Source organism: Dentiradicibacter hellwigii (assembly GCF_041770905.1).
Lineage (GTDB): Bacteria > Pseudomonadota > Gammaproteobacteria > Burkholderiales > Rhodocyclaceae > Propionivibrio > Propionivibrio hellwigii.
This window is the reverse complement of the sequence record NZ_JBEUWX010000002.1, coordinates 212,673-234,963: the sequence shown is the minus strand read 5'-3', so window position 1 is coordinate 234,963 and position 22,291 is coordinate 212,673. Positions and strand designations below refer to the sequence as shown.

The following is a 22,291-nucleotide window of genomic DNA, read 5'->3' as shown; positions in this document are numbered from 1 at the left end:
CCGCTAACAGAGGATGAGCCGTATGCGGAAAATGCAGCCGGTCAGGCAACGTCAGACTGCGCGCATTGATCCTTGTCAAAATACCGGAAAGAGGAAGCATTTTTCGCATGATTTCGCATGACGCCCCGGCGCTGCACGAAGCCTCAGTCACTCCGCCACGCCGTCATCCCCACTTAGGATGTATGTCGATATGACGCGCACGATGCCCCTAATGTGCTTTCTCTTTCTTTAACAGCGGTAGCAGCATGACTTCAATGCCTTCATCTTGCAGGTTTTCATACTCTTCCAGGCTGGCTTCGCCGCGGATCGGCCGCTCCGGCGCTTCGAGATAATGGATGCGGCGCGCTTCCTCGGCAAATGCGCTGCCGACGTCTTCCGTGTTGGCGATGATCGAGGAAACCATCTGCCGGAATAGCGACATCATGGTTTCGGGCGTCACCGTCACGCTGCCGGACAGCGGCGTACCGGCTGCGCCGCGAACTGCCGCGTGTCCGGCATCCGCGCCCGAATCTTTTCTGGAAAAACGGATGGCTGACGGCACCCGACGAATTTGCATCGAACCGCAATGAGGACAGGCGATCATGTCCTGCGCAAGCTGCGCCTCAAACACTTCCATGGACTGGAACCAGCCTTCAAACGTATGCCCCAGGCCGCAGGTCAAATCAAATACGATCATTGGCAAATAGCGGCAAACAAAAAAGAGGAAGACAGAAAACGACTTTGTATGTTCATTAAGAGATTTCTTGGAGATTTTTAAACAACTTATCCTTATTTACAACCTGACTAAGATCAAGATAAGCAGCCTGCGACATCCAAGCATAATCCATGACTTTTTTCATATCGACGCTCATGATGTTTTCTCCTGTGCAGAAGCTGAAGCGGGTTTAAGAACTTTCATAATAAATTCTTGCCTACGAAGCGAGGGTTATTCACACACCCCAGAATTTCCACGCGCGGCATACAGGCCATTAATAGCCCTTTCCAGCCAGCCGCCAGCATAGGAGATATTGACGTAACGCCCAAGTACTTCGCCGGTTGCCCGAACATAAATAAGCTTTTCGTCACGTAAATAAATATCTTTAAGATTCCCAGGTTTGTATTTATAAGCGTATTCACTCATTGGTGTAATGTCGACCTCGCGCAAGTACGTTCCGTCAGGGCGCAGGCTAAGGCGTGAATACTTTCCAGGAGAATCTTCACCTTCCATAAACTGATATTTCCCGATGCCTAACCAGCCTTTATCTGGCCGAATACTCGGGCTTTCAAAGCCTTTCACCCCTTCTACAACCCGATAGATGTGCAGCCCGCCCTCCTGCGCGCAAAGCCGTTTGAGTTTGTGGCGGCCATACATCGCATCGGCCGTGGGAATCAACAGGGCAATCACGATCACTAGCGCTTTGCCCCAATAGGGTTTAACCCGTTTAAGCACTTTCCGGACGACGCGGTAATACAGCCAGGCCAGAAAGAAAATAAGCAGTGCGGCCATTTAAGCGGCCTCTTTGTAAAAGTAAGGATAATTGGCGCTGACATATGGGCCGAAAGCGCCGTTAAATTCATAGGTGTCGTTCCCCGCGCCGCCATTCAATGTGTCGGCACCCGCGGTCGATACCAGCGATTTTACGCAAGCGCAGCGCTCCGGTAAAATGGCTCGCCTCACCGCCCGGGTGGTGAAATTGGTAGACACAAGGGACTTGAAAATTGAGCACCGGGAAGCGAAAGCGCCCGCGTGAATCCCCTCAAATTCGGCGAACCCCCTGGTGGGGCATCGGCAATGATGCAACCACCGCGGCAACGCCGAGCCAAGCCCAGCAATGGGAAGGTGTAGAGACTAGACGGGGGGCGCCTGTCGCGCATTGCGCTACGGCGAAGGCATAGTCCAGCGCACGAACGGTTGTGGTTACACGGCCGGCGGCGAAAGCCGAAGTGTGAAGAAAATCCCTCGGCCGCAAGGCTATACGGGTTCGACCCCCGTCCCGGGCACCATAAGACATCACTGACGTACCGGCGATATCACAAAACAGTGAAGTATTGATTTCACCGGATCAGATACGGCGCATGTTATGCGCCATGAGCTATCGGCCGGGCGAGATGTGCCGGAGTGTCAGCCAGGCGGCCGCGTTTCTGATGAACGCATCCCACCGGCCATCGCCGGCCACAGCACATGGCGGTGATCCTTGGCAGGGCTTATCTACTGCGCGCGTGGCGAGTTGGCCCTGCCAGAAACCTCCTGGCTTTCATCCGAACGCTTCCAGTCCGGAATGGAAAAAGGCTGCTTTATAATGGCTATCACGAAAACCACATAATGACCAGAGAGAAACGCCATGGAAAAAATGCCCAAAATTGCCAGCCTCATGACCGCACTCTTGCTCGCCGCCTGCCAGGCCGGCGTATCCGGTGCGTCGCAAACCACAGATAACAGCGGCAACAGCGCACACAGCGGCAGTAAATGGATACTCGTTGCCGGCAAGGTAAAAGGCAAGCCCCTGAATACCCAAGACGGCAAAATCACCCTCATCCAGGAAAAAGATGCCTTCACGGGCGTTTCCGCCATCAACCACTACCGCGTGCCGGTAAAAATCCACGACGGCCGCATCGAACACACCGAACCACCAACGACTACCCTGATGGCCGGCCCGGCGGAAACCATGCGTCTCGAAAGAGACTACCTGGATGCGATCAGCGTCGTTAAAACCCTTAAACACGAAAGCGACCGGCTCACCATCAGCGGCGACGGCATCGAACTCCAATTCCGTCCCGCACCCTAAGCCCCGGTTATCCAAACACGCCGAGGCATGAGCAAAGACAAGCTTTCCTCGCACACGCCGATGATGCGCCAGTATCTCGGCATCAAGGCGCAGTATCCCGACCTGTTGCTGCTCTACCGGATGGGCGACTTCTATGAACTGTTCTACGAAGATGCCGAAAAAGCCGCCCACCTGCTCGATATCACGCTGACCACGCGCGGCCAAAGCGCCGGCGCGCCGATCAAGATGGCCGGCGTGCCCTACCACGCGCTTGAGCAATACCTGGCCCGTCTCGTCCGGCTCGGTGAATCGGTCGTCATTTGCGACCAGATTGGCGATCCGGCCACCAGCAAGGGGCCGGTCGAACGCGCCGTCACGCGCATCGTCACGCCCGGCACGCTGACCGACGCCGCCCTGCTCGACGACAAGCGCGACGCCCTGCTGATGGCTGTCAGCACGAACCGCCAACGCGTCGGCCTGGCCTGGCTGAATCTGGCTAGCGGCGAATTTCAGGTCAGCGAAATAGCGCCCGATGCGCTGGCGGCAAGCCTCGAACGTATCCAGCCGGCTGAAATCATCGTCCCGGAAAGCCAGCAAGAACCGGCCTTGCTGCAAGCGCTCTCCGCACCGGCTGCAGCCATTGCCCTCACCCGGCAGCCTGACTGGCATTTCGACAGCGAAGCGGCCACGCGCGACCTATGCGCGCATTTCAAAACCGCCTCGCTCGCCGGCTTCGGCGCAGACGGTTTACGCCCGGCCATCGCCGCCGCCGGCGCCCTGCTGCGCTACGCCCGGACGACGCAGGCGCGCGCCCTGCCGCACGTCCTCTCGCTGAGCGTCGAACGCGACAGCGCCTTTCTCGGCCTCGACGCGGCAACGCGGCGCAATCTGGAACTGACGGAAACCCTGCGCGGCCAGGCATCGCCAACGCTCTTTAGCCTGCTCGATGCCTGCGTCACCTCGATGGGCTCGCGCGCGCTGCGCCACGCCCTGCACCACCCGCTGCGCGACCCGGCGACCCCCGCCGCACGCCATACGGCTATTGCCGCGCTGCTTGACGCAGGCGGCCAGGCCGCACGCGACATCCGCCGCACCTTGCGCGGCTTTGCCGACATTGAACGCATCGCCGGACGCATCGCGCTGATGAGCGCCCGCCCGCGCGACCTTGCCGGCCTGCGCGACAGCCTGCGCCGGCTTGCCGAACTGCGCGCGCCGCTGGCCGCCGAAAGCGCACGCGCCGCCCCATTGCTGCAAACGCTGCATGGCGAACTGCAAACGCCGGAGAGCGCGGCCGACCTGCTTGCCCGCGCCATTTGCCCGGAACCGGCGGCACTGCTGCGGGACGGCGGCGTCATCGCCGGCGGTTACGACGCCGAGCTGGACGAACTGCGCGGGATCAACGACCACTGCGGCGCCTACCTCATCGAACTGGAAACGCGCGAACGCGAACGCACCGGCATCGCCAACCTCAAGGTCGAATACAACCGCGTGCATGGCTTCTACATCGAAATTACGCACGCCAACGCCGGCAAGGTGCCGGACGATTACCGCCGCCGCCAGACGCTGAAAAATGCCGAGCGCTACATCACGCCGGAACTCAAGGCGTTCGAGGACAAAGCCCTGTCGGCGCAGGAACGCGCGCTCGCGCGCGAAAAGCAGCTCTACGAAGCGATCCTGACCACCCTGCAGGCCGACCTGCCGCGCCTGCAGAGTATCGCCCGTGCCGTTGCCCACCTCGACCTGCTTGCCGCGCTGGCCGAAACCGCGCACACCTACGATTACTGCCGCCCGGAATTCTCATCCGAGCCGGGGCTGCACATCGAAGGCGGACGCCACCCGGTCGTCGAAAACGAGCTGCCCGGCGGCGAAACCTTCATCGCCAACGACACGCACCTGACCGACGCTCGCCGCCTGCTGCTCATCACCGGCCCCAACATGGGCGGCAAATCGACCTACATGCGGCAAACCGCGCTGATCGCGCTGATGGCGCACATCGGCAGCTTCGTGCCCGCCCGGCGCGCCGTCATCGGCCCGCTCGACCAGATTTTTACCCGTATCGGCGCCGCCGACGACCTCGCCTCCGGCCGCTCGACCTTCATGGTCGAAATGACCGAATCGGCGGCCATCCTGCATCACGCCACCGCCAACAGCCTGGTGCTGATGGACGAAGTCGGGCGCGGCACCTCGACCTTCGACGGCATGGCGCTGGCCTTTGCCATCTGCCGGCATCTCATCGAAAAAAACCGCGCGCTGACGCTATTCGCCACACACTATTTCGAGCTGACGCTGCTCGCCGGCGAATACCCGGAACTGGCCAATGTCCACCTCGGCGCCATCGAACACGGCGACAAAATCGTCTTCCTGCACGCCGTCGAAGAAGGCCCCGCCAGCCAAAGCTACGGCATCCAGGTCGCCGCGCTGGCCGGCATTCCCGCGCCGGTCGTCAAAGCGGCGAAACAGCAATTGCGCGAATTTGAACAACGCACTGCGATCAACCCGCTGCAACCTGACCTATTCGCCGCCTTGCCCGAACACGCGCCGCCCGCCGCCGTAGAATTACCGCCGCCCCCGCCTTCGCCGCCGCCCGCCCTGCTTCGTTTACGCACTCTCGACCCGGACAGCCTCACCCCCCGGCAAGCGCTCGACCTGCTCTACGAACTGAAAAAACTGGCGTAATAGGCAAATTTCATGCCCCCTTCATTTCTTGCTGAAATAATTTTTTATAAACCGTAACTTACGCTCATTTTTAGCCCGATAGCACCGCAAATGCTGCTTCAAATCGCCAAATTGCTCCTCCAGCAGAATACGCGAACCTCAAAGATGAAAAAGGCCGTCTGCAAGAGAAACTTCCACAAAATTAAAACGCAATTTCAGCACAGCCAAATGGGGAAAAACCTTCGTACATATAGGTTTCAAAAAGGTTTCAAAAATTCGCACAGCAGTAGTCTGCTTGAATTTTATTGGGATGCTTGGTATACAAAGGGGCGTCTAATCATAATCTTATTGCAGTATCCAACTTAAGAGAGGTATCCAAAAATGCGTATTTCCCAATGTACTCTTGTCGTTTTGTCTGCTTTTGCCTTACTGACTGTGACTGCCTGCCAAAAAGAACCCGAGCCGACTCCGCCCCCTCAGGCGCAGGAGCAAGCTCCCAACCCTCATCCCGCCCCACCTGCTCCGCCAGCGCCTACACCCAACCCTCAGCCCGCTCCACCTGCTCCGCCAGCACCTACTCCCGAGCCCGCTCCCAGCCCCAGCCTGATCCGCGAGCCGGCTGCCCCGCAACAGCAGCAAGACCCGGCCGCGCAGGCCATCCAGTCCAAACCGTTTGGCGAAGGGGGCACACTGGCCTTAACCAAAGTAAAAGTGGTCGGCCAGATTCTGAATGTGGAATTTATGTTTATACCGGCTAAAAATGAAAACGGCGGCTATAAATATACGACCGCGCGTACCGGCAAGGTTGCCGATTTTGCCTATATCGACGAAAGCACCAGCAAGCGCATCAGCCTGCTGCAAGACGAAAACGGCAAATATATGGTTGACCCCTCTCCCCAAGGCAAGGATATAAGCGTGTCAGGCAGTTCCCCCAGAATCGTCGCGCTCAAATTCCCCGCCCCGGCCGCCACAACGCCCACCATCACCATCGATTTCCCCGGTGCGGGCTCGTTTGATTCGGTGCCAGTGAGCCGCTGATTTTCCACTTGGTGATGTGCAGGCTGCTTAGGGCGGTCTGCACACCGCTCCAGTAGAGATTGTTTTATGAAAACATTGCGTTTCCTTACCTGTGTTGCGGCACTCTCCGCCCTGTGTGCCTGCGGACAGGAACCCGAACCTGCCAAGCCGCAAAATCAGGCTTCTGCCGCCAGCACGACTGTAATACCGCAAACCCAGCCTAATGCCTCGGCACCTGTTCCCGAACAGGCACCCGCCGCTGCTCCTGCTGAGTCGGTTTCTTCCACCCTGTCGGCACAGGGCAACAACCTTTCTACCCAAGGAAGCAGTCTGTCGGCGCAAGGCAGCAGCTTGAGCGGCACGGAAACAGGTTTCAACATCCAGATCAATTTATCGTCGGATGTATTATTTGATTTCGACAAATCCGAACTCAAACCCGAAGCCGATGCCGAACTGCAAAAAGCCGCCGATGTCATCCGTCAAAAAGGCAAAGGGCTGATTCTGATTATCGGCTATACCGACAGCAAAGGCTCTGATGCTTACAACCAACGCTTGTCTTTGGCACGTGCACAGGCAGTAAAAAATTGGTTTGAAGCGAAAGGCCTGAATCAGAATTATCAAGTCAAAGGCCAAGGTGCGACAAACCCCGTTGCGCCCAATACCCACCCCGACGGCAGCGATAATCCGGAAGGCCGTGCCAAAAACCGACGTGTGGAGATTATTGTCAATAAAACCACGCAGCTGGGCGGTTAAGTTTCCGCCTTTGTTTAAACAACAAAAGGCCGTCTGAGAGCAAAAAAATCTTTCAGACGGCCTTTTTGCACCTGCAAATATTAAGACTCATATCGGGTATGGTAGCCCAGGTTTTCTTCGGGGCGCAATTGGTTGGGTAACTGGCGGTCGGTGGTGATGTCTACTACGGTTTGCTGAATCAGCTTATAAACTTCGTAGGGATTTTCCACGTAACGCAGCGCGTTTCTGGCACCGAAGCGGATAGCGCCCCGTTTGAACACGGCTCCCAGCGCGCCCACATCCACCCGCAAACTCTGTACTTCAGGCAGCTTGGCACTGGCAATATCCAGCCCGATCAACCCGGAGGTGCAATACAGGCGTTTATTGGTGAGCGCATAATCAATTCGGTACCCGTTGAAAAAGCAGTAAACCGGCGAAAATATTGCGTACCACACCGGAGCCAGATGAAAAAGTATGAAGAAATTCAGGCGTAATGAACAAAACAGGTGTTTTTTTCGAGACGTAACGCTCTAATAGACAAAATAGGTGTTTTTAGGACGGATCCTTTGCGAAATAATGTTTTATAAACCGCAACTTATTCTCCTTTTTCAACCCCCGATGACACCGCAAACGCTGCTTCAAATCGCCAAATTTTTCCTCCAGCAGATTGGTCGTATTTGGGATGCCCAGGTCGGGAAAGCGTTCGTAGGTAAACAAACATGAAATGCCCAAAAGACACGGGGTTCCGGCGGGCGGTATTTTGACGTTTTGCCGTCGATCAACCTGTGGGGGCTCCGGCTCAGCAGGCGCTGGCGGCGGTTCCTGCTCAGCGGGTGCGCAGGCAGCGGCCTTGTGGTGAGTGCGCCCCAGCGCTTCAGGAATATGCGCTGGCGTAGCAGTGCAGGTGCAGGCGTCGGCAGCCGTATGGCTGAAACGCCGGCTGGAAGTGGGTTGGCGAGGGCTAGCGAGCAGGTACCCGGGAAACGCCCAAAAGACGCGGGGTTGCGGCGGGTCGTTGTGGCCAATTACTACGGACGTTCAACCCGCCGCACGCATCAACGCTTCCCGCGCATTTTCTCCAGCGCCTGCCGCACTTGGCGTTCCACCTTTCGCCTCATTAGCTTACCCCTCCAGCCCGCGTAAAACGGGCTTCTCCAGCCAGTCAGGCCGGGAACCCGCGTGGGATAAGGGTTTCCGGAGCACCTGCCCGCAAACGCCCGATTGACGCAGGTTCTAGCACCATCCAGTCTGAAATGCCCAAAAGACGCGGGCTTCCGGCCGGCCATTGCGGCCGGTCATTGAAGCGTTCAACCCGCTGCACTCACTCAACGCCCTTAGCGCATTTTCTCCAGCGCTTGCCGGGCTTTGCGCACCGCTTCAGCATTTTCTGCATTTTTTGTCTGCGCAGCCGCCTTCTCGAACCATTCGCGTGCCTTGGCGTCATTCTGCGCGACGCCCTGACCATATTCGTACATCACACCAAGGTTCGATTGCGCGCCCGCATTCCCCTGAGCGGCGGCTTTTTCCCACCATTCGCGCGCCTTGGCGTAATCCCGCGCGACGCCTCGGCCACGGTAATACATCACGCCCAGGTTGGTTTGTGCCTCTACAAACCCCTGCGCAGCCGCTTTCTCGAACCAGTCCTGCGCCTTGGCGTAATCCTGGGCGACACCGTGACCATCGTGATACATCACGCCAAGGTTGTGTTGTGCCTCTGCATGGCCCTGCGCAGCGGCTTTTTCCCACCATTCACGTGCCTGGGCATAATCCTGCGCAACGCCGTAACCATCGTGATACATCACGCCAAGGTTGTATTGTGCTTGGGCATCCCCCTGCGCGGCCGCCTTTTCCCACCATTCGCGCGCCTGGGCGTAACCCTGCGCGACGCCCTGACCATTTTTATGCATCACGCCAAGGTTGAATTGGGCCTCTGCCAACCCCTGTGCAGCGGCTTTTTCCAGCCATTCGCGCGCCTGGGCATAATTCTGCGCGACGCCTCGGCCATTTTTATACATCAGGCCAAGGCTAAATTGGGCATTCGCATTTCCCTGCGCGGCGGCTTTTTCCAGCCATTCGCGTGCCTGGGCATCATTCTGCGCGACACCGCGGCCACGGTAATACATCACACCAAGGCTGTACTGCGCCCAGGCATCGCCACGTTCCGCCCAAGGGCGCAGCAATTGCACGGCCTGGGTGTCATTGCCTTGCAGAATCGCCTGCGCCGCCTCTCGCCGTGTTTCCTCGGGCATCTGCGCTAGCGCCAAACTGGCGGACAGGAGCAGGCAGACGCCCAGCAAAAGCTTTTTCATCGTTTGATCTCCCTTGATTGATTCGTTGCGCGAATGAACCACAGCGCACCTCAATCCGCACTCACTCAACGCTCCCAGTGTATTTTCTCCAGCATCCGCCGGGCTTTGCGCACCGCTGAAGCATTTTCCACATCTTCCACATTTTCTGTCTGTGCAGCCGCCTTCTCCAACCATTCGCATGCCTTGGCGTAATCCTGTACGCCGCCTCGACCACTTTTATACATCCAGCCCAGGTTGTACTGCGCCTCTGCATCCCCCTGGGTGGCAGCCTTCTCCCAACGTTCGCGCATCTGGGCGTAATTCTGCGCGATACCTTGTCCATAGGAATACACCCAGTTAAGGAAGGCTTGTGCTTCGGCATCGCCACGTTCCGCCCAAGGGCGCAGCAATCGCACGGCCTGTTCGTAATTCCCTTGTTGAATCGCCAGCAGCGCCTCTTGCCATGTTTTCTCGGGCATCTGCGCCAGCACCAAACTGGTAGACAAAAACAGCCAGACGCCCAGTAAAAACTTTTTCATCGTTTGATCTCCCTTGATTCATGGTGTCGCGCGAATGAAAGTGCAGCGCACTATATCCAGCGGCTGTTTGCCGCACGGAGTTAACGTCCTTGACGCATTCTCTCCAGCGCCTGCCGCGCTCGGCGTACCGCTTCAGTATTTTCTGCATTTTCTCTCTGCACAGCCGCCTGCTCGAACCATTCCCGCGCCTTGAACAGATCCTTGGCGACGCCCCGGCCATCGTAATACATGACGCCAAGGCCATACTGTGCATCTGCATCCCCCTGTGCAGCGGCCTTCTCCCACCATTTACGCGCTTGGGCGTAATTCCGCGCAACGCCTTGACCATCGCGATACATCACGCCAAGGTTGTATTGCGCATACGCATCTCCCTGTGCTGCCGCTTTCTCGAACCATTCGTGCGCCCTGGCGTAACTCTGTGCAACGCCTTGACCAGTGTGATACATCACGCCAAGGTTGTATTGTGCTTCGGCATTCCCTTGAGCGGCCGCCTGCTCGTACCATTTACGCGCTCTGGCATCATCTTGCGCGACGCCCCGACCAGTGTCATATATCAGGCCAAGGTTGGTTTGCGCCCCTGCATGCCCTTGAGCGGCGGCTTTTTCATACCATTCGCGCGCTTTGGCATCATCCTGCGCGACGCCTCGGCCAGCGCCATAGATCAGGCCGAGGTTGTATTGCGCCTCTGCCAGCCCTTGAGCAGCCGCTTTCTCGAACCATTCGCGCGCTTTGGCGTAATCCCGCGCGCCGCCGCGTCCATCACGATACATCACGCCAAGGCGGTACTGTGCATGCGCATATCCCTGCGCAGCCGCTTTCTCGAACCATTTACGCGCCTTAAGCAAATCCTTGGCAACGCCTCGACCATTGTCATACATAAAGCCAAGGTTGGTTTGCGCCCCTGCATGCCCTTGAGCGGCGGCTTTTTCATACCATTCGCGCGCTTTGGCATCATCCTGCGCAACGCCTTGACCACGGTAATACATCACGCCGAGGTTGTATTGCGCCCAGGCATCGCCGCGTTCCGCCCAAGGGCACAGCAATTGAGCGGCGTGTGCATAATTACCTTGTTGAATCGCCCGCCCCGCCGCCTGCCATGTTTCCTCAGGCATCTGCGCCAGCGCCAAACTGGCGGACAGGAGCAGGTAGGCGCACAGTAAAAGCTTTTTCATCGTGGTCACCCTTGATTGATTCGCGTCTGTCGTGCGAATGAACGGCGCATTGTATATATAGCGAATTAGCTTAACTTTCGCCACGACGTTGCTGCGCCTTGCCGTACTCCTTGTACTGTCTGCGGCTTGCCGCCTCGTATCGAAAATTAATTCAATCCGCTATAGCGGCGGTCTGCCGCACTCAACGCCTTCAGTACATTTTCTCTAGCGCCTGCAAAGCTCGGCGCGCTATTTCAGGATTTTCTGTCTGTGCAGCCGCCTGCTCGTACCATTTACGCGCCTTGAGCAAATCCTTGGCAACGCCTCGACCACCGGCATACATGAAGCCAAGGTTGTATTGCGCCTCCGCATACCCCTGGGCGGCCGCCTTTTCCCACCATTCGCGCGCCTTGGCGTAACTCTGTGCAACGCCTTGACCATCGTAATAAATCACGCCGAGGTTGTATTGTGCTTTTGCATCTCCTTGGGCGGCCGCCTTTTCCCACCATTTGCGCGCCTTGGCGTTATTCTGGGCGAAGCCGTCGCCATTGCTATACATCACGCCAAGATAGTATTGCGCCTGTGCATCGCCACGCTCCGCCCAGGTGCGCAGCAATTGCGCAGCGTGCGTGTAATTGCCTTGTTGAATCGCCAGCATCGCCTCTTGCCGTGTTTCCCCAGGCATTTGCGCCAGCGCCAGCGTGGCGGAAAGTAGCAGGCAGACGCCCGGTAAAAGCTTTTTCATCGTGTGGTCTCCTTTTGACTGATTCATGGCGCCGTGCGAATGAATGCACGCTGCATTATCCGGCGTTTGCTCGCCGCACTCAACGCCTTCCGCGTATTCTCTCCGGCGCCCGCCGCGCTCGGCGCACCCGCCCCATCGTCACCCTTCTGACCCGTGTAACACAGGCGTCTCCGTGCAGGCTGGAAAGCCGTTGGAACATAAGTCGTGATGCTCTTGACCGGCTTCTCTCCGAGCAGGCCGGGAACCCGCGCAGAATAAGGGCGTCCGGAGCGCCTGCCCGCAAACGCCCAATTGACGCGGGTTGCTGCGCTGCTTTGCCTGAAATTCCCTAGAGGATGCGGGCTTTGGCACCGCCCAGTCTGAAACGCCCAAAAGACGCGGGCGTGCGGCCTGTCGTTGCGGGCGTTCAGCGCACACCCCCACCGCACTCAACGCTCGCGGCGTATTTGCTCCAGCGCCTGCCGGGCTTTGCGCACCACTTCAATATTTTTTGGATTTTCTGTCTGCGCAGCCGCTTTCTCCCACCATTCGCGCGCCCTGGCGTAATCCTGCGCGACGCCGTGACCCTCGTAATATATCCAGCCAAGGCTGTACTGCGCCGCTGCATTCCCTTGGGCGGCCGATTTTTTCCACCATTCGCGCGCCTTGGCGTAATCCCGCACGGTGCCTTCGTCATCGTAATACACCACGCCAAGGAGGCTCTGCGCCCGAGCATCACCACGTTCCGCCCAGGGTTGCAGCAGCTCTATGGTTCGTGCCTCATTCCCTTGTATAACCGCCAGCTCGACTTCTTGCCATGTTTTCTTGGGAATTTGCGCCAGCGCCAGACTCACGGACAAAAACAGGCAGGCGCCCAGTAAAAACTTTTTCATCGTTTAATCTCCCTTTGATTGATTCATGGTGTTGAGCGAAGGAACACACGGCACATTATATCCAGCGGCTGTTTGCTGCGCGCACTCAACGCTTCCCGCGCATCCTCTCCAGCGCCTGCCGGGCTTTGCGCACTACCTCAGCATTTTCTGTCTGTGCAGCCGCTTTCTCGAACCATTCGCGCGCCTTGCCGTCATCCTGCGCGACACCCTGCCCGTCGCGATATATCACGCCAATGTTGAATTGCGCTCTGGCATTCCCCTGGTCGGCCGCCTTCTCCCACCATTCAAGCGCTTTGACGTAATTCCGGGCAATACCGCCATGACCGTCGTAATACATCGCGCCAAGGCAGTATTGTGCTTTGGCATTCCCTTGTGCGGCGGCTTTTTCCAGCCATTCGCGCGCCTGGGCATAGTCCTGCGCAACGCCAAGACCATCGCGATACATCAGGCCAAGATTGAATCGTGCATCCACGTCCCCCAGCGCCGCCGCCTGTTCATACCATTCGCGCGCCTTGAGCAAATCCCTGGCGACGCCTCGGCCAGCGTCATACATCGCGCCAAGGTTAAATTGCGCATCCGCATTCCCCTGAACGGCCGCTTTTTCCCACCATTCGCGCGCCTTGGCATAATCCTGCGCAACGCCTCGGCCATCACCATACATCAGGCCAAGGTTGGTTTGTGCTTTGGCATTCCCTTGTGCGGCAGCTTTTTCCAGCCATTCGCGCGCCTGGGCATAGTCCTGCGCAACGCCAAGACCATCGCGATACATTACGCCAAGGCTGTGCTGCGCGCGAGCATCGCCACGCCACGCCCAAGGGCGTAGTAATCGCACTGCCTGTTCGTAATTCCCTTGTTGAATCGCCTGCGCCACCTCTTGCCGTGTTTTTTCGGGCATCTGCGCCAGCGCCAAACTGGCGGACAGAAATAGACAGACGCCCAGAAAAAACTTTTTCATCGTTTGATGTCCCTTGATTGATTCATGGTTGAACGAGCAAAGGTATGGCGAATGCACGGTGCATTATCCAGCGTTCGCCCGCTGCACTCAACGCTTCCCACGCATTTTCTCCAGCGCCTGCCGCGCTTGGCGTTCCGCCTTTCGCCTGATCGTCACCGCTCCAGCCCGCGTAAAACGGGCTTCTCCAGCCAGGCAGGACGGGAACCCGCGTGAAACAAGGGTTTTCGGGGCGCCTGCCCGAAAACGCCCAATTGACGCGGGTTACAGCGCCGCCCGGTCTGAAATGCCCTAGGGACGTGGGCTGGCGAGAAGGCTCCCGGGAAACGCCCAAAATACGCGGGCTTGCGGCCGATCATTCGACCAGTCACTACGGACGTTCAGCCCGCGGCTGTCAGCCGCCGCCGCGCTTCGTAGAGGCAGACGCCGGCGGCGACGGAGACATTGAGGCTTTGCACCGAGCCGAGCATGGGAATGGTGACGAGCTGGTCGCAGGTCTCGCGCGTCAGGCGGCGCAGGCCGACGCCCTCGGCGCCCAGCGCCCAGGCCGTGCCCGCCGGCCATTGCGCGCGGTAGAGATCTTCCTGCCCTTCGGCATCGGCGCCGATCACCCAGATGCCGCGTTCCTGAAGTTCGCGCAGCGTGCGGGCGAGATTGGTCACGGTGATATAGGGCACGCTTTCCGCCGCGCCGCTGGCGACTTTGATGGCCGCCTGCGTCAGCCCGGCGGCGCGGTCCTTGGGGGCAATGACGGCGTGCGCGCCGACGGCATCGGCCACGCGCAGGCAGGCGCCCAGGTTGTGCGGGTCCTGAATGCCGTCGAGGATGAGCAGAAAGGCAGGTTCTTCGAGCGTATCGAGAACATCGTCGAGCGCCACCGGCCGCCGCTGGCCAAGGACGCGGGCGACGACGCCCTGATGGCGCATCCGCCCGCCGGCCATGCCGTCGAGCCGCTTGCCGTCGACCGCCATGACGCGCACGCCGTGCAATTCGGCATGGCGCAGGAGGTCGCGCATGCGGGCGTCACGCCGCTCGCCGTCGATGAAGATTTCAAGAATGGCCTCCGGCTGGTGCCGCAGTTTGGCGATGACGGCATGGAAGCCGTGAATGAAGCCGGCAGCGGTCGATGCGGGTGCGCCGGAATGCGAAGACTGGCTCATGAAAATTCAACCCTCCGTTCAGTGCTTTGCGGATTTCCCGGAGCGGCGCGTTGTGCCGGCAGGCGTGCGTCCGGATCGGCCGGGTGAAGCTTTTTTCGGTGCTTTTTTCGGTGCCTTTCCTGATGCTTTTCCTGATGCCTTGTGCGCTGTCTTTTGTGCTGTTTTTTGCGCTGCCTTTTTCACCTTTTTTCCAGCAGCCTTTTCCGGACGCGGCGACGCGCCCGATTCGGCCGCCTGCCATTCGGATGGGGCGGGTGGAGCAACCCGGGCGGCTTCGTCGGCGTCGGCCAGGACAAAATCAATACGCCCGCTTTCCAGATCGGCGCGCACCAGCTTGACGCAGAGGCGGTCGCCAAGCCGGAAACGCCGGCCGGTGCGTTCGCCCAGCATTTCATGGCGCACCGGGTCGAACTGGAAGTAGTCCTCGCCCAGCTCGGATACATGCACCAGCCCTTCGACATACACCGCATCAAGCGTCACGAACACGCCAAAGGGCACGACCGAGGCGATCGTTCCGACAAAAACTTCGCCGATGCGCTCGCGCATGTAGTAGCACTTAAGCCAGTTCGTCACATCGCGCGTCGCCTCGTCGGCGCGCCGCTCGGTCATCGAACAGTGCAGGCCGATGTCGTCCCACTTGCCGGGCCGGTACGTCGCGCCCGCGAGCAGCGCCTTGATCGCCCGATGCACAAGCAGGTCGGGATAGCGCCGGATCGGTGAAGTGAAGTGCGTGTAGTGCTCGTAGGACAGGCCGAAGTGGCCGACGTTGTCCGGGCTATACACCGCCTGCCGCAGCGAGCGCAGCATCGCCGTTTGCAGGAGCGCGGCATCCGGGCGGGATTTGACCGTTTCCATCAGCGCCGCGTAATCCTTGGCGGCCGGATGCGCGCCGCCCGACAGGCTGAGGCCAAATTCCTTGAGAAAAGCGCGCAGTTGTTCGAGTTTTTCCGGCGTCGGCCCTTCATGCACGCGGTACAGGCAGGGATGACGGTGCTTTTCGAGGAAATCCGCGGCGCACACGTTGGCCGCCAGCATGCATTCTTCGATGAGCCGGTGCGCGTCGTTGCGCTCAACCGGCACGATATTCTCGATTTTCCCCTGGTCGTTGAACAGCATCATCGTTTCCACCGTCTCAAAATCGATCGCGCCGCGCTTGCGCCGCGCTTTGAGCAGAATGCCGAACAGCGTATATAAAGCCCGCAGCGAGGATTGCACTGGCGGGGGAATGGCGTGACTGGACGCCGCCAGCTCTGCCGCTGAATCTGCCGCCGGGCCTGCTGCGGCGCCGGACAGCCACGCCCAGACCTGCGTGTAGGTCAGCCGCGCCGCCGAACGGAACACGGCCGGATAAAAGGCATACGCCTTGACGAGGCCGCCGGCGCTGATCTCCATGTCGCAGACCATCGCCAGCCGCTCGGCCTCCGGATTGAGCGAGCACAGGCCGTTGGACAGCTTTTCCGGCAGCATGGGGATGACGCGGCGCGGGAAATATACCGAATTGCCGCGCGCGCAGGCCTCACGGTCGAGCGCCGCGCCCGGCCGCACGTAATGGCTGACGTCGGCAATCGCCACCACCAGCCGCCAGCCGCGCCCTTTTTTCTCGGCAAAAACGGCGTCGTCGAAATCCTTGGCCGTTTCGCCGTCAATCGTCACCAGCGGCAGATCGCGCAGGTCGCATCGTCCGTCCAGATCGGCTTTTCTGACTTTGGCCGGCAAGGCGAGGGCTTCCTTGACGGCTTCGGGCGAAAACTCAAAAGGCAGCTCATGCTTGCGCAGGGCAATTTCGATTTCCATGCCGGGATCGGCGTAATTACCGAGAACTTCGACAACACGGCCGATCGGCTGCGAATGCCGCGTCGGCTGCTCGATGATTTCGACCATCACCACCTGGCCTGCTTTGGGCTGGAGCCATTTGCCGGCCTGTTTGCCAACCTTTTGATCGGCAACGATGAGGATGTCCTGGTGAATCCGCCGGTTTTCGGGCGCCACCAGCATGATGCCGTGCTCGACCAGCACGCGCCCGACGATCCGGCTGTTGGCGCGCTCGGTCACTTCGACAATCGCCGCCTCGCGCCGGCCCTTGCGATCGATGCCGGTCACGCGCACCAGCGCCCGGTCCCGATGCAGCACCTTGGTCATCTGCTTGGCATCGAGAAAAAGATCGTCGCTGCCATCGTCCGGGATGAAGAAGCCATAGCCGTCCGGATGCCCCTCGACCCGCCCGGCAATGAGGCTGGCGCGTTCCGGCAGGATGTACGCCCCTTTGCGGTTGCGCATCAATTGCGCCTCGCGCTCCATCGCCGCCAGACGGCGCACGAATGGCTCGCGCTCGGCCTTGCGCACATCGAGCAGGTCGCAAAGAAAATCCAGACTGACCGGCCGGCCTTGCTCGGTCAGCGTCTGCACGATGTATTCGCGGGAGGGCAGCGGCAGGTCATATTTCGCCATTTCACGCTGGAAAAACGGGTCGTTTTTTCTGATTTTTGAAAGCTTTCTTATTGACATTTGAGTTCATTCCCTTAGAATGCGGCCTTCGCTTCGTCGTTATGCAGGCCCAGGTGGCGAAATTGGTAGACGCGCTAGGTTCAGGTCCTAGTGGTGGCAACACTGTGGGGGTTCGAGTCCCTTCCTGGGCACCAGGCAACATTAAACGCTGATTGCCCCGCGCCGTCAATTAAAACAAAGACTTATACACCAGGCGCAACACAGCTGCATCAGCAGCGCAAAAACTCCGGCTCTCCTCGCACAACCCGCGGCACTCCATCCGCCCTCCTCCCATTCGGGAGTTCTCATGTAACCTGCGGCAACCCGTCCTTTCCGCCCATTTCATCCCCCTTTCAAATAGTTCAATAGTTCTTCGCTTGCTTTCTTTCCGGGCGGCAAAGCCGCGCCGCTGCCCGGCAACATTGCAGCACGTTTTGCAGCATGTTTCCAAGCATGCGCGTTGTTCATGCGCGTCCTTTCATCGCGCTCAGGAGCGCTGTCACCATGCGCATTCAGGCTGGCGCCCTCAAACATCCGCGCACACCAGGCAGCGCCGTTTCCTTGGCCGCAGCAAATTCTTTGTTTTTCAACTCTGCGCGCACAGCAGCGCCACGGCACCGCTTCTGCGCACGCCCAGGCAGCGCCCGAACCGAGGCAGCTCTCTAGCGCTTTTCTGACGTCCACCTCATCGAACCGCGCGCCCAGACAAGGTCCAAGCCGGGGGGACTAAACGCTACCGCCATCAACTTGCCGTCCGTCCGGCACGACACGCGCGGACTCTCGGTATTTTAGATTTCCGGCACTGCGGATTTTCGCCGTTTCGGATTTCCGGCACTTGCCGGCGCATCAAAAACCAGAGCATCGAAAACCAACAAATCGCAAGACCTGATCATCCTTGATCACACTGAAGCTGGATGCAGGAGAAACAATAAAAAAGCGCGCGGGATCAGCATCATGCTGCCAATCCCCGCGCGCCGGCTGCGGATGCGAAATTGCAGCCCTCACATCCGGGCGTTCAGCCCTGCGCGGCAAACGCATCCAGGACGCGCGCCGAATACGCCACGGCGGCGCCGGCATTCATCGCCACCGCAACGCCCAGCGCTTCGGCAATCTCCTCGCGGCTGACGCCCAATTTGGCGGCCTCCGCCACATGCATGGTGATACAGCCGTCACAGCGCGTGGTCACGGCCACGGCCAGCGCAATCAATTCGCGCGTTTTTGCGTCGAGATGCTGGGTCTTCTTGCCCGCGCCGGCAAGCGCCTGGTAGCCGGCAACGGTATCCGGCGAAAGTTTGCCCAGTTCGCCCACGCGCGCCATCAGTTCCTTGCGGTACTCATTCCAGTTTTCCATCAATGTCTCCTTTCATCATTATTCAAAAGTTTTCCGGAAAGCGCCGAAAAACCCATGCAACCACCTCCGGACGCAAACAGCCCGCCACAGAACCTGAGATAAAAAACATACGCAATCCCAAAATCCGGGCAATTGCATCCGCCCTTCAACCGGAGGGCGCGGCAAAACCGCCGCCTAAATGCGCGCCATCGGCAAGTTGCAACGGCATTGAGATTCCGGGCAGCAAAAAGTTCCCGAAAGCATCTCGGGCAAGATATTCATCCGAAAAAAATGAAACCTTTGCAAAACCTGGCAGAAACCTGTTTTAAGGAATCTGCGCATCGTATTTCTAAAAATATTAAAAACACCAAAAGAAAACTAGAAAGCTTTGCAAAAGCTTCAATGAGTTGATGACTGCCTATTGCCTTTAAAATAATCTAAAAAATTAGTAAAGACTGCTTTATTAAAAATCTATTCTTATTTGAGAATAAAGCTTAATTGGCTTCCGCTAATTGCGCTTGTTCAAATAGAGATAGTGAATTAATCATTTCTTGGCTCCTTCAAACATATTCAAAATATCAAAAAATTGATTTTGCAACACTAACCCGTTCGAGCAATTTAGCCCGCTCATCCAGATTTTATAGCCAGTTCCGATTGCGGGCGAGCCTCCATTGTAACTAAAATCAATATATCTCACCAAAACCTCATTATTTTTTGAATCAATAATTTCAAATATTTTTTTCTTTACAATTAAGAAAGAAAAAACACGCTTTCTCTCAGAAGAATAATTTATTCTTTCATTGAAAAAATAGACAGATTTACTACCTGTCTCATCATCATAATAGACTTTAAACGGTCGATCCTTGTTATACACCAGCGTCTCATATACGCCGGGGTTTTCCGCTTTCCATTGATCCAGCGTTTTATAAATCCATAAACCGGCTTCTTTCTTGCAGTAATAGCGGTGCGCCAATTCAGTCGGTATCCAGTCCCACATAAGCGGTAAATAGACAATCAGGAAGCCGCCCAAGGCGCAGAACGCGCGTTTGACTGTCGAATAGCCTCGCCGTTTAGCCCAGCGCCAGCCGTAGGCCGTGCCGACGATCAGCAGCAGCAGGTAAATCCCCATCAGGGGCAGGATGACCGCGCCCATATCAGCCTCCCAAAAATTAAAAGAGATCGAGAAGATACCGATAGACTACATCTGCTGCGATGGAATCTAGGATGCAGCCCTGTGTATGTCAAGCGATCATCGGCAGACTTTTACCGCTTTGCCGGTGAGTTGCCGGATGCGCTGCCCCCGCTTTAGCCGGCTCTCCGCAGGCGGCTGGCAACCTGGGAATACGCGGTAAAAATCGGGGTGCGTATCCAGGTTCTGTTTTAAAATGTCGCCGCAAAAAATTCCGGGCGTCGAATTTATTTCGGGCTTATTTATATATTTATATTCTGACACTTCGCATATTCCGGATAATTCAGAAAAATTTCGCAGGAAGGCATTTCATGAGTAAAAAGCGCGTTCTCACCGGCATCACCACGACCGGCATCCCGCATCTGGGCAATTATGTGGGTGCGGTGCGCCCGGCCATCCAGGCTGCCCGCGATGAGGATACCGAGTCCTTTTTCTTTCTCGCCGATTACCACGGCATCATCAAGTGCCACGATCCGGCCATGATCCACGCATCGACCCAGGCGGTCGCCGCGACGTGGCTTTCCTGCGGCCTTGACCCTGAACGCACGACGTTTTACCGGCAGAGCGACATTCCCGAAATCATGGAGCTGAACTGGATTTTGACCTGCATCACGTCCAAGGGGCTGATGAACCGCGCGCACGCTTACAAGGCGGCGGTGCAGGATCAGAATGCGGAAGGCGGCGGCGACCACGACCAGGCCATCGAGATGGGGCTGTACAGCTATCCGATTCTGATGAGCGCCGATATTTTGATGTTCAACGCCAATGAAGTGCCCGTCGGACGCGACCAGATCCAGCACCTTGAAATGGCGCGGGATATTGCCACCCGCTTTAATTCGCGCTTCAAGCCCCTGTTTACCCTGCCGGAAGCGAAGGTCGATGAAAACGTCGAGCTGCTCGTTGGCCTCGATGGGCGCAAGATGAGCAAGTCCTACGGCAACACCATCCCGCTGTGGGAAAACGACAAGAAAACCCAGAAGGCGGTCAACAAGATCATCACCAACCTGAAGGAGCCAGGCGAGCCCAAGTATCCCGGCGAAAGCCCGCTGTTCGAGATTTACAAAGCGTTCACCACGCCGGCCGAAAATGCGGAATTCACCCGGCTGCTGGCCGACGGCCTGGCCTGGGGCGAGGCCAAGAAACTCTTAGCCGCCCGCATCAACGCCGAGCTGGCCGAACCGCGCGAGCGCTACGCCGCGCTCACCGCCCGCCCGGCGCAAATCGAGGACATCCTTCAGGCCGGCGCGCAGAAGGCGCGGCAAAAAGCGCGCGGATTCCTCGACCAGGTGCGCGAAGCCGTCGGCATCCGGCCGCTGAAATAGCCGGGGGTCCGGAGAGCGGTTGATGGCGGCTGTGGCTGCTGATGGCGATTCACGGCAGCCAGCTGCAACCGCCGCGCCACGACACACTTGCCGCAACCGCCGCGCGAGGCACCGCCGCAGCCCGCGTATTTAGGGCCTCTCCGGGCACACACCCCGGAAGCCCGCGTCTCTCTGAAATAGCGGCTTCCTTCGCCAAAATACGGCGTTGGCTCGCCTTGCCGTACTACTCTCGTACTGTCAGCGGCTCGCCGCCTTGTCTTTTGGCAAAGTTAAGCCGCTATAGATTGTCTGGCTTTTAAAAAGGGCTGCCCGCAACCCCGTGTGGATAGGGTGTTTCCGGACAGGTGCCTCTGAAACGCCCTATTTATAAGGGGTTCAGGGCAGCGTCAGTTGCGTCGCCACCCGCTTATTTTTTGGGCATCGCCTGGGCGTGTTTGACGTGATTTCCATCTTTGCTTTCCAGCGCTATCCAATAACGCTCGCTTCCTTCACGCACGTCTTCCAGCACCCCGCCATTTGCCAGAATCACCGCCCGGCTAGCAGGATTGCCAACGTGGCAGATCACCAGCACGCGTTTGATATTTCTGGAGATAGCAAAACTGAAAGCCTGCTTTAACATGGCTTTGGCGTAGCCCTTATTTCTTTCGGTCGGGCGAACCGAGTAGCCGATATGACCGCCAAACTGCAAGAGATGATCATTGAGCGCCAAACGAAGGTTGAGAAAGCCGACCGCCTTTTTCCCTTCAAAACCAATAAGTTGAATAGCCGGCACCCAACCGTCGGGGAGATTTAAACCCAGCTCGCCATCCTGCACGCCCTTCAGCCAGGTTTCATAACAAAAATTGCCAGGATCCCAGAAGCCGCCATCATGGGCAGACTGGCTTTGTTCAAACTCAGCCACCAACGCCAGAACAGCTGCTTTATCCGCCAAGGTCGGTCGTCGTAATTTCATCATTCCATCCTTTGTTATATGCCCCCTCGCAAACCCGCGTCAACAGGGCGTTTCCGGGCAGGCGCCTCTGTAACCCTTATAAACAAAGGGTTTCAGAGCATCCCCTTCGGAGATTCCCTAAATACGCGGGGTTCAGGACACCTTCAGCTTAGGCGCCAT

21 protein-coding genes and 1 tRNA gene are annotated in these 22,291 nt (G+C 58.0%); 7 read left to right on the top strand and 15 right to left on the bottom strand.

Annotation, left to right across the window (positions count from 1 at the left end):
• Positions 1-208: 208 nt before the first annotated feature.
• Both ABCS64_RS03400 and ABCS64_RS03395 read right to left on the bottom strand, forming a co-directional pair.
• On the bottom strand, positions 209-676 hold the full coding sequence (locus ABCS64_RS03400; RefSeq protein ID WP_418890518.1) for a DUF1178 family protein: 468 nt from the start codon (positions 674-676) through the stop codon (positions 209-211).
• Between the two features lie 249 nt (positions 677-925).
• Positions 926-1,486: a hypothetical protein gene (locus tag ABCS64_RS03395; protein ID WP_418890327.1), complete on the bottom strand. Its 561-nt coding sequence runs from the start codon at positions 1,484-1,486 to the stop codon at positions 926-928.
• A gap of 835 nt (positions 1,487-2,321) precedes the next feature.
• Between ABCS64_RS03395 and ABCS64_RS03390 the strand changes: the two genes are divergently transcribed.
• From ABCS64_RS03390 to ABCS64_RS03375, 4 genes are all read left to right on the top strand, one after another.
• Positions 2,322-2,765, top strand: coding sequence for an META domain-containing protein (locus ABCS64_RS03390; RefSeq protein ID WP_418890517.1), 444 nt, complete (start codon positions 2,322-2,324; stop codon positions 2,763-2,765).
• 27 nt (positions 2,766-2,792) lie between these two features.
• Entirely contained in the window at positions 2,793-5,420 is a 2,628-nt protein-coding gene (gene mutS / locus ABCS64_RS03385) for a DNA mismatch repair protein MutS (RefSeq protein ID WP_418890516.1), read from the top strand.
• Positions 5,421-6,110: 690 nt separating this feature from the next.
• On the top strand, positions 6,111-6,437 hold the full coding sequence (locus tag ABCS64_RS03380; protein WP_418890515.1) for a hypothetical protein: 327 nt from the start codon (positions 6,111-6,113) through the stop codon (positions 6,435-6,437).
• Positions 6,438-6,503: 66 nt separating this feature from the next.
• Complete coding sequence (locus tag ABCS64_RS03375) at positions 6,504-7,169, top strand: OmpA family protein (protein ID WP_418890514.1); 666 nt, start codon at positions 6,504-6,506, stop codon at positions 7,167-7,169.
• 80 nt (positions 7,170-7,249) lie between these two features.
• Here the strand turns inward: ABCS64_RS03375 and ABCS64_RS03370 are convergent, their stop codons facing one another.
• The 9 genes from ABCS64_RS03370 to rnr form a co-directional block, all read right to left on the bottom strand.
• Entirely contained in the window at positions 7,250-7,603 is a 354-nt protein-coding gene (locus ABCS64_RS03370; protein ID WP_418890513.1) for a hypothetical protein, read from the bottom strand.
• A gap of 879 nt (positions 7,604-8,482) precedes the next feature.
• Complete coding sequence (locus ABCS64_RS03365; RefSeq protein WP_418890512.1) at positions 8,483-9,457, bottom strand: tetratricopeptide repeat protein; 975 nt, start codon at positions 9,455-9,457, stop codon at positions 8,483-8,485.
• A 65-nt stretch (positions 9,458-9,522) separates the two neighbouring features.
• Positions 9,523-9,975, bottom strand: coding sequence for a tetratricopeptide repeat protein (locus tag ABCS64_RS03360; RefSeq protein WP_418890511.1), 453 nt, complete (start codon positions 9,973-9,975; stop codon positions 9,523-9,525).
• Between the two features lie 80 nt (positions 9,976-10,055).
• A complete protein-coding gene (locus tag ABCS64_RS03355; protein WP_418890510.1) occupies positions 10,056-11,147 on the bottom strand; it encodes an SEL1-like repeat protein in 1,092 nt (363 codons plus the stop codon).
• A gap of 190 nt (positions 11,148-11,337) precedes the next feature.
• The gene (locus tag ABCS64_RS03350; protein ID WP_418890509.1) at positions 11,338-11,871 is read right to left on the bottom strand and encodes a tetratricopeptide repeat protein; all 534 of its coding nucleotides are present in this window, start codon (positions 11,869-11,871) and stop codon (positions 11,338-11,340) included.
• A gap of 428 nt (positions 11,872-12,299) precedes the next feature.
• Positions 12,300-12,743, bottom strand: a complete 444-nt coding sequence (locus ABCS64_RS03345) for a tetratricopeptide repeat protein (RefSeq protein WP_418890508.1) — start codon at positions 12,741-12,743, stop codon at positions 12,300-12,302.
• An 85-nt stretch (positions 12,744-12,828) separates the two neighbouring features.
• The gene (locus ABCS64_RS03340; protein WP_418890507.1) at positions 12,829-13,698 is read right to left on the bottom strand and encodes a tetratricopeptide repeat protein; all 870 of its coding nucleotides are present in this window, start codon (positions 13,696-13,698) and stop codon (positions 12,829-12,831) included.
• 377 nt (positions 13,699-14,075) lie between these two features.
• The gene (gene rlmB / locus ABCS64_RS03335; protein WP_418890506.1) at positions 14,076-14,855 is read right to left on the bottom strand and encodes a 23S rRNA (guanosine(2251)-2'-O)-methyltransferase RlmB; all 780 of its coding nucleotides are present in this window, start codon (positions 14,853-14,855) and stop codon (positions 14,076-14,078) included.
• Positions 14,856-14,873: 18 nt separating this feature from the next.
• A complete protein-coding gene (gene rnr, locus ABCS64_RS03330) occupies positions 14,874-17,360 on the bottom strand; it encodes a ribonuclease R (RefSeq protein WP_418890505.1) in 2,487 nt (828 codons plus the stop codon).
• A gap of 47 nt (positions 17,361-17,407) precedes the next feature.
• Here rnr and ABCS64_RS03325 point away from each other — a divergent pair.
• Positions 17,408-17,494 (top strand) — tRNA-Leu (locus ABCS64_RS03325).
• Between the two features lie 187 nt (positions 17,495-17,681).
• Here the strand turns inward: ABCS64_RS03325 and ABCS64_RS03320 are convergent.
• Positions 17,682-17,807, bottom strand: a complete 126-nt coding sequence (locus ABCS64_RS03320) for a hypothetical protein (protein ID WP_418890504.1) — start codon at positions 17,805-17,807, stop codon at positions 17,682-17,684.
• A 547-nt stretch (positions 17,808-18,354) separates the two neighbouring features.
• Positions 18,355-18,690, bottom strand: a complete 336-nt coding sequence (locus ABCS64_RS03315) for a carboxymuconolactone decarboxylase family protein (RefSeq protein WP_418890503.1) — start codon at positions 18,688-18,690, stop codon at positions 18,355-18,357.
• Positions 18,691-18,692: 2 nt separating this feature from the next.
• On the opposite strand from ABCS64_RS03315, the gene ABCS64_RS03310 reads away from it, so the two are divergent.
• Positions 18,693-18,998, top strand: a complete 306-nt coding sequence (locus ABCS64_RS03310; RefSeq protein WP_418890502.1) for a hypothetical protein — start codon at positions 18,693-18,695, stop codon at positions 18,996-18,998.
• 215 nt (positions 18,999-19,213) lie between these two features.
• Here ABCS64_RS03310 and ABCS64_RS03305 read toward each other — a convergent pair whose 3' ends face one another.
• Positions 19,214-19,822 carry a hypothetical protein gene (locus ABCS64_RS03305; protein ID WP_418890501.1) on the bottom strand — a complete coding sequence of 203 codons (609 nt, stop codon included), beginning with the start codon at positions 19,820-19,822 and terminating at the stop codon, positions 19,214-19,216.
• 347 nt (positions 19,823-20,169) lie between these two features.
• Here ABCS64_RS03305 and trpS point away from each other — a divergent pair, with 347 nt between their 5' ends.
• Positions 20,170-21,180 (top strand): tryptophan--tRNA ligase, encoded by a 1,011-nt coding sequence (trpS, locus tag ABCS64_RS03300; RefSeq protein ID WP_418890500.1) that lies wholly within the window; start codon positions 20,170-20,172, stop codon positions 21,178-21,180.
• Positions 21,181-21,586: 406 nt separating this feature from the next.
• On the opposite strand, the gene ABCS64_RS03295 is transcribed toward trpS, so the two are convergent.
• On the bottom strand, positions 21,587-22,135 hold the full coding sequence (locus ABCS64_RS03295) for a GNAT family N-acetyltransferase (protein ID WP_418890499.1): 549 nt from the start codon (positions 22,133-22,135) through the stop codon (positions 21,587-21,589).
• Positions 22,136-22,291: the final 156 nt, after the last annotated feature.